4 protein-coding genes and 1 pseudogene are annotated in these 6,758 nt (G+C 71.8%); 2 read left to right on the plus strand and 3 right to left on the minus strand.

Features of this window, described 5'->3' with window-relative positions:
• Window positions 1-162: 162 nt before the first annotated feature.
• Entirely contained in the window at window positions 163-1,887 is a 1,725-nt protein-coding gene (locus tag HF519_RS28785; protein ID WP_169416124.1) for an NAD-dependent malic enzyme, read from the plus strand.
• A gap of 7 nt (window positions 1,888-1,894) precedes the next feature.
• Here HF519_RS28785 and ppdK read toward each other — a convergent pair whose 3' ends face one another.
• The 3 genes from ppdK to HF519_RS28800 form a co-directional block, all read right to left on the minus strand.
• Window positions 1,895-4,582 (minus strand): pyruvate, phosphate dikinase, encoded by a 2,688-nt coding sequence (ppdK, locus tag HF519_RS28790; RefSeq protein ID WP_169416125.1) that lies wholly within the window; start codon window positions 4,580-4,582, stop codon window positions 1,895-1,897.
• Window positions 4,583-4,652: 70 nt separating this feature from the next.
• Window positions 4,653-5,105, minus strand: a complete 453-nt coding sequence (locus tag HF519_RS32060; protein ID WP_312860416.1) for a MarR family winged helix-turn-helix transcriptional regulator — start codon at window positions 5,103-5,105, stop codon at window positions 4,653-4,655.
• Between the two features lie 136 nt (window positions 5,106-5,241).
• Window positions 5,242-6,348, minus strand: a complete 1,107-nt coding sequence (locus HF519_RS28800) for an LLM class flavin-dependent oxidoreductase (protein WP_169416127.1) — start codon at window positions 6,346-6,348, stop codon at window positions 5,242-5,244.
• A gap of 204 nt (window positions 6,349-6,552) precedes the next feature.
• On the opposite strand from HF519_RS28800, the pseudogene HF519_RS28805 reads away from it, so the two are divergent.
• Window positions 6,553-6,758, plus strand: a pseudogene (locus tag HF519_RS28805) (MSMEG_0568 family radical SAM protein); the annotation flags it as partial.

Here is a 6,758-nt window from a genome sequence, read left to right on the forward strand (position 1 = left end):
GGAAACCCACCGGGTGCGCCTCGGCCATGTTCGAGCCCATGATCACGATGCAGTCGGAGTGCACCAGGTCCTGCTGGTAGTCGGTGGCGCCGCCGCGACCGAACGAGGCCCCCAGACCGGGGACGACCGGGGGCCTGTCGGACACGATCGGGAAGGGGTGTCATGGACGCGGAACCGTACGAGCTGGTGGCCACCCCGGACGGGATGACAGCGCGCATCCGCGCCCGCGGCCGGGCCGTCCTGGCCACACCGATGATCAACCGGGGGACAGCCTTCACTCCTGCCGAGCGCGACGCACTCGGCCTGTCCGGCCTGCTGCCCAGCGGCGTGTCCACCCTGGAAGGCCAGCTGCGCCGGGTATACGCCCAGTACCTCCGGGTCCCTGACGACCTGGCGCGCAACGTGTTCATGGCGAACCTGCGCGACCGCAACGAGGTGCTGTACTACCGGTTGCTGGCCGAGCACCTGCCGGAGATGCTCCCGATCGTCTACACGCCGACGATCGGCCAGGCCATCGAGCGCTACAGCCACGAGTACCGGCGCCCCCGCGGGGTCTACCTGTCGATCGACCGGCCCGACGACGTCGAGACGTCGTTCCGGAACTTCGGCCTCGGCCCCGACGACGTCGACCTCATCGTGGCCACCGACGCCGAGGGCATCCTCGGGATCGGCGACCAGGGTGTCGGCGGCATCGAGATCGCGATCGGCAAGCTCTCGGTCTACACCGCCGCCGCCGGCATCCACCCGCACCGGGTCATCCCGGTCGTGCTCGACGTGGGGACCGACAACCGCGCGCTGCTCGACGACGACCTCTACCTCGGCCACCGCGGGCCCCGGGTCCGCGACCAGCGCTACGACGACCTGATCGAGGCCTACGTGACCACGGCCTCGCGGCTGTTCCCGCACGCCATGCTGCACTGGGAGGACTTCGGCGCGGGCAACGCCCGCCGCATCCTCGACACCTACGCCGACCGCTACTGCACCTTCAACGACGACATGCAGGGCACCGCCGCGGTCGTGCTCGCCGCCGCGTTCTCCGCCCTGCGCACCTCCGGGACCCGCATGCGCGACCAGCACGTCGTCATCCACGGCGCCGGCACCGCGGGCCTGGGGATCGCCGACATGATGCGCGAGGTCATGATCCGCGAGGGGCTCTCCGAGGCCGAGGCCACCAGCCGGTTCTGGGCCCTGGGCAGCCGCGGCCTGCTCGTCGACGACTCCAGCCGGCTGCGCGACTTCCAGCTCCCCTACGCCCGCCCGGCGGCTGAGGTCGCCGGCTGGCACGGGGCCGGCTCCGCCGCCGGCATCGACCTGGCCACCGTCGTCGCGAATGTCCGCCCGACCATCCTCATCGGCACCTCGGCCCAGCCCGGTTCGTTCACCGAGCCGATCGTCAAGCAGATGGCCGCCCACGTCGAGCGGCCGGTCATCATGCCGCTGTCCAACCCCACCTCCCGGGCCGAGGCCTTCCCCGCCGACCTGCTCGACTGGACCGGTGGGCGCGCCCTGATCGCCACCGGCAGCCCCTTCCCGCCCGCCACCGTCGGCGAGGACGTCCACACCATCGCCCAGGCGAACAACGCGCTCGTCTTCCCCGGCATCGGACTCGGCGTCACCGTCGCGCGCGCCAGCCGGGTCAGCGACGGGATGATCACCGCCGCGGCCGACGCGGTCGCCCGGCTCTCCCCCAGCGCGGGCCCCACCGGGCCCACCGCGCCGCTGCTGCCGCCCATCGAGGAACTCTGGACGGTTTCCGCCGCCGTCGGCGCCGCCGTGGCCCGGGCCGCGGCCGACGAGGGCCTCGCCCAGGTTCCGGTCACCGACCCCGAACGGCAGGTCGACCAGGCCATGTGGCGGCCTGCCTACCCGCGGATCGAGGTCATCTGAACCGGGCCTACCGGTCGCCGTCCGCGATCGCCGCGCGGCCGGCCTCGAGGCGGGCCACCGGGATCCGGAACGGCGAACAGGACACGTAGTCCAGGCCCGCGGCGTGGAAGAAGTGCACCGAGTCGGGGTCACCGCCGTGTTCGCCGCAGATGCCGAGCTTGAGGTCGGGCCGGGTGGCGCGGCCCTCCTCGACGGCGAGCCGGACCAGCCGGCCGACACCGTCGGTGTCGATGGACTCGAACGGGGAGACGCCGAAGATCCCGCGTTCGAGGTAACGCGAGAAGAAGGAGCCCTCGACGTCGTCGCGGGAGAACCCCCACGTCGTCTGGGTCAGGTCGTTCGTGCCGAACGAGAAGAACTGGGCCGACTCGGCGATCTGCCCGGCGGTGAGCGCGGCCCGCGGAAGCTCGATCATGGTGCCGACCAGGGCGTCGAGCGGCACCTCTGACCGCCGCGACTCGTCGGCGATCACCGCGTTCGTCTCCTCGGCCACGGTCTGCAGCTCCTGCACCGCGCCGACCAGCGGGATCATGATCTCCGGCTGGACATCGACCCCGTCGCGGCGCAGCTGCGCCGCGGCCTGGGCGATGGCACGGACCTGCATCCCGAACAGGCCCGGGACGACGATCCCCAGACGCACCCCGCGCAACCCGAACATCGGGTTGTCCTCGTGCAGCCGGCGCACCGCCGCCAGCAGCGCGACGTCCTTCTCATCGGGCTCGCCGCGCTCCTCGGCGACCGCGACCCGCACCGACAGCTCGGTCAGGTCGGGGAGGAACTCGTGCAGCGGTGGGTCCAGCAGCCGGATCGTCACCGGCAGCCCCTCCATCGCGGTGAACAGCTCGATGAAATCGGAACGCTGCAACGGCAACAGCTCGTCGAGTGCGGCGCCACGCTCGTCGTCGGTCTCGGCGAGCACCACGCGCTCCACCAGCTCGCGGCGGTCGCCGAGGAACATGTGCTCGGTGCGGCACAGGCCGATGCCCTGGGCGCCGAACCGCCGGGCCCGAGCGGCGTCCTCCCCCGTGTCGGCGTTGGCCCGCACCGCCAGCCGCCGCCGCGAGTCGGCGTGGGTCATGATCCGGTGGACCGCCCGGACCAGCTCACCCGCGTCCTCGGCCGCGGGGTCCAGGGTGCCCTCGAAGTACTCCACCACCGGGGAGTCGACGACGGGAACCTCGCCCAGGAACACCTCACCGGTGCTCCCGTCGATCGAGAGCATGTCGCCCTCGACCACCTCGACCCCGCCCGGGCCCGTCAGCCGCCGGGCCGTCTCGTCCACCTCGAGGGCCTCGGCGCCGCACACGCACGTCGTGCCCATCCCGCGCGCCACGACCGCGGCGTGGCTGGTCCGGCCTCCCCGGCTGGTCAGCACGCCCTGCGCGGCGATCATGCCGTGCAGGTCGTCGGGGTTGGTCTCCCGGCGCACCAGGATGACCCGCTCGCCCGCGGCCGCCCGGGCCACCGCGGTGGCCGAGTCGAACACCGCCGCGCCCGTCGCCGCGCCAGGTGACGCGTTCATCCCCACCGTCAGCGGGTCCTTGGCGGCGTCGGCGTCGAACCAGGGGAACATCAGCTGCGCCAGCTGGCCCCCGGTGACGCGGCGCAGCGCCTCGTCGAGGTCGATCAGTCCCTCGTCGACGAGCTGGCAGGCCACCACGAACGCCGCCGCCGCGGTGCGCTTCCCGACCCGGGTCTGCAGCATCCACAGCCGGCCACGCTCGATGGTGAACTCGATGTCGCACAGGTCCCGGTAGTGCCGCTCGAGCGTCGCCATGATCTCCAGCAGCTGCCGGTAGGACTCCGGATCGAGCTGCTCCAGCTCGGTCAGCGGCAGGGTGTTGCGGATGCCGGCCACGACGTCCTCGCCCTGCGCGTTGGCCAGGTAGTCCCCGTAGATGCCCTGCGCCCCCGACGCCGGGTCACGGGTGAAGGCGACGCCGGTTCCCGAGTCCGGGCCGAGGTTGCCGAACACCATCGCGACCACGCTCACCGCGGTGCCCAGGTCGGGCGGGATCTGCTCCTGGCGCCGGTAGGTGATCGCCCGCGGGGAGTTCCACGAGTCGAACACCGCCCGCACCGTCAGGTCCAGCTGCTCGCGGGGGTCCTGCGGGAACTGCCGCCCGGAGTGTTCGGTCACGACCGCCTTGAACGCGTCGACGATCGCCCGCAGGTCGGCGGCGTCCAGGTCGAGGTCGCTGTCCGTGCCCCGTTGCTGCTTCACGGCGTCGAAGGCGGCGTCGAAGTGCCGGCCGTCGACGCCCAGGACGGTCTTGCCGAACATCTGGATCAATCGCCGGTAGGAGTCCCAGGCGAACCGCTCGTCGTCGGCGACCCGGGCCAGGCCCTGCACGGACTCGTCGTTGAGCCCGACGTTGAGCACCGTCTCCATCATTCCGGGCATGGAGGCCGCCGCCCCGGAGCGCACCGAGACCAGCAGCGGATCGTCCGCGTCGCCCAGCCGCTTGCCCATGGCGTCCTGCAGCGCGGCCAGGTGCTCGTCGACCTGCGCCGCCAACTCGGCGGGTTCGTGCCCGTCGGTCAGGTAGACCCGGCAGGCCTCCGTCGTGATGGTGAACCCGGGCGGTACCGGGAGGCCGAGGTTCGTCATCTCCGCGAGGTTCGCGCCCTTTCCGCCCAACAGGTCCTTCATATCCCTGTTGCCCTCGGCGAATGCGTAGACGTACTTCGACATGACAGCCTCCCGGGACGCCGGCTGTTCTTCGCCGGTCGTCGATCAGGATGAGAGACTCCGGCGTTTCGCGCTACGCGTCGGGGATGATCTCCTGGGCGAGACGAAGCTTGTCGCAGAGCTGCTGCAGGGTCCGCAGCTCCTCGTCGTCGAGGGCGGAGCCGAGGTAGCGGCGGATGCTCGCGGCGTGCCGCTGCCCGATGCGCCGCTGCATCTGTGCCCCGGCCTCGGTGAGCACGACGACGGTTCCCCGGCGGTCCGCCGGGTCGGGCTCGCGGGTCACGTACCCGGCGGCCTCCAGCCGCTCGACCATCCGGCTGAGCGACGGCTGGCTCAGCAGGCTCTCCCGGTTGAGCTCCCGCAGCCGCGCCCGGGCATCCGGGCAACGGCTGAGCGTGAACAGCACGTCGTACTCGCGCATGCTGGTGGGATCCCAGACGTCGTCCTCGGCGAACCGGCGGAGCAACGTCACCTGGGCCCGGAAGAGCGCCTCCCACGACTCCACGGCCAGCCGCGCGGAGGGCACCGCGGCGGGCCGCGCAGACGACTCCGCGGCGGGCCGCGCCGACTCCCCGGCGGCGGACCGCGCAGACGGCTCCGCGGCAGGCCCTGGCGACGGTTCCCCGGCGGGCGGGGTTCCGCCCGCCGGGGCGTCGGGCCGGTCAGACGCCGGCGGGCACATCGGCGTCGCTGCGGGCCTGGAGGGCGGCGAGCCGGGTCGCGTGCGTCGGCGGGCCGGACGGGACGTGCGCGGGCCGCCGGGCGTCGAACTCCGCGCGCAGCGTCGGCGCGATCTCGCCGAGCAGGTCGAGCTGCTCCAGCACCGTCTTCAGCGGCAGGCCCGCGTGGTCGACGAGGAACAGCTGGCGCTGGTAGTCACCGAAGTGTTCGCGGAAGGTCAGGGTCTTCTCGATGACCTCCTGCGGGCTGCCGACCGTCAGCGGCGTCTGCGCGGTGAAGTCCTCCATCGACGGCCCGTGCCCGTAGACCGGGGCGTTGTCGAAGTACGGGCGGAACTCGTTCCACGCGTCCTGGGAGTTCCGGCGCATGAAGAACTGCCCGCCGAGGCCGACGATCGCCTGGTCCGCGCGGCCGTGCCCGTAGTGCTCGAACCGCTCGCGGTACAGGTTGATCAGCCTCGTGTAGTGCGACGCGGGCCAGAAGATGTTGTTGGCGAAGAAGCCGTCACCGAAGTACGCGGCGATCTCGGCGATCTCCGGGGTACGGATCGACCCGTGCCAGACGAACGGGGGGATCCCGTCGAGCGGCCGCGGCGTGGAGGTGAACCCGCGCAGCGGCGTGCGGAACCGGCCCTCCCAGTCCACCACGTCCTCGTCCCACAGCCGGCGCAGCAGCTGGTAGTTCTCGACCGTCAGCGGGAGGCCATCGGCGATGTTCTTGCCGAACCACGGGTAGACCGGGGCGGTGTTGCCGCGGCCCAGCATCAGGTCGACCCGGCCGTCGGCCAGGTGCTGCAGCATCGCGTAGTCCTCGGCGATCTTCACCGGGTCGTTCGTGGTGATGAGCGTGGTCGACGTCGAGAGCGTCAGCCGCTCGGTGCGGGCGGCGATGTGGCCGAGCAGGGTCGTCGGCGACGACGGCACGAACGGCTTGTTGTGGTGCTCACCGGTCGCGAAGACGTCCAGCCCGACGGCCTCGGCGTGCTCAGCGATGGTCGTCATCGCCTTGATGCGCTCGTACTCGGTCGGGGCGCGCCCCGTGGTCGGGTCGCTGGTGACGTCACCGACGGTGAAGATCCCGATCTGCATGGTCAATCCCTTCGACACCGCGTCGACGCCGGCGTCGGTGCAGTCGATGCGTTTGCATGGATATCGCCCTCAACCGACCACCTGCCGGGGCTATTCCCGGCGGTCGAAACCGCTCCCGGCGGCCGGTGCACTGCGCCATGTCCCATACGAAACTTCGACTCTTATAGTGGACGTACCTGCCCGCGACACCTGAGGTGATTTCGTATGACCGACCTGCTGGACACCGCGGCCCCGAGCCCCGCCGACGGACCGGCCGGCGCGGGCTCGGAGTCGATTGCTTCGCTGATCATGGATCTGCAGGCGGTCGGCCTGCGGATCGAGACCGACCTGGCCACCACCCGCACCGGCGGCGCCGGCCCCTCCGACTCCGGCATGCTCTGGATCGAAGGCGTCCCGGTCACCGTCCCCCC

This window comes from Pseudonocardia bannensis, assembly GCF_012911875.1.
GTDB lineage: Bacteria > Actinomycetota > Actinomycetes > Mycobacteriales > Pseudonocardiaceae > Pseudonocardia > Pseudonocardia bannensis.

Excerpts from the sequence above, each read along its gene's own strand:
- HF519_RS28800 (WP_169416127.1), bottom strand. The coding sequence starts at position 6,348 with ATGCAGATCGGGATCTTCACCGTCGGTGACGTCACCAGCGACCCGACC.
- HF519_RS28785 (WP_169416124.1), top strand. The coding sequence starts at position 163 with ATGGACGCGGAACCGTACGAGCTGGTGGCCACCCCGGACGGGATGACA.
- ppdK (WP_169416125.1), bottom strand. The coding sequence starts at position 4,582 with ATGTCGAAGTACGTCTACGCATTCGCCGAGGGCAACAGGGATATGAAG.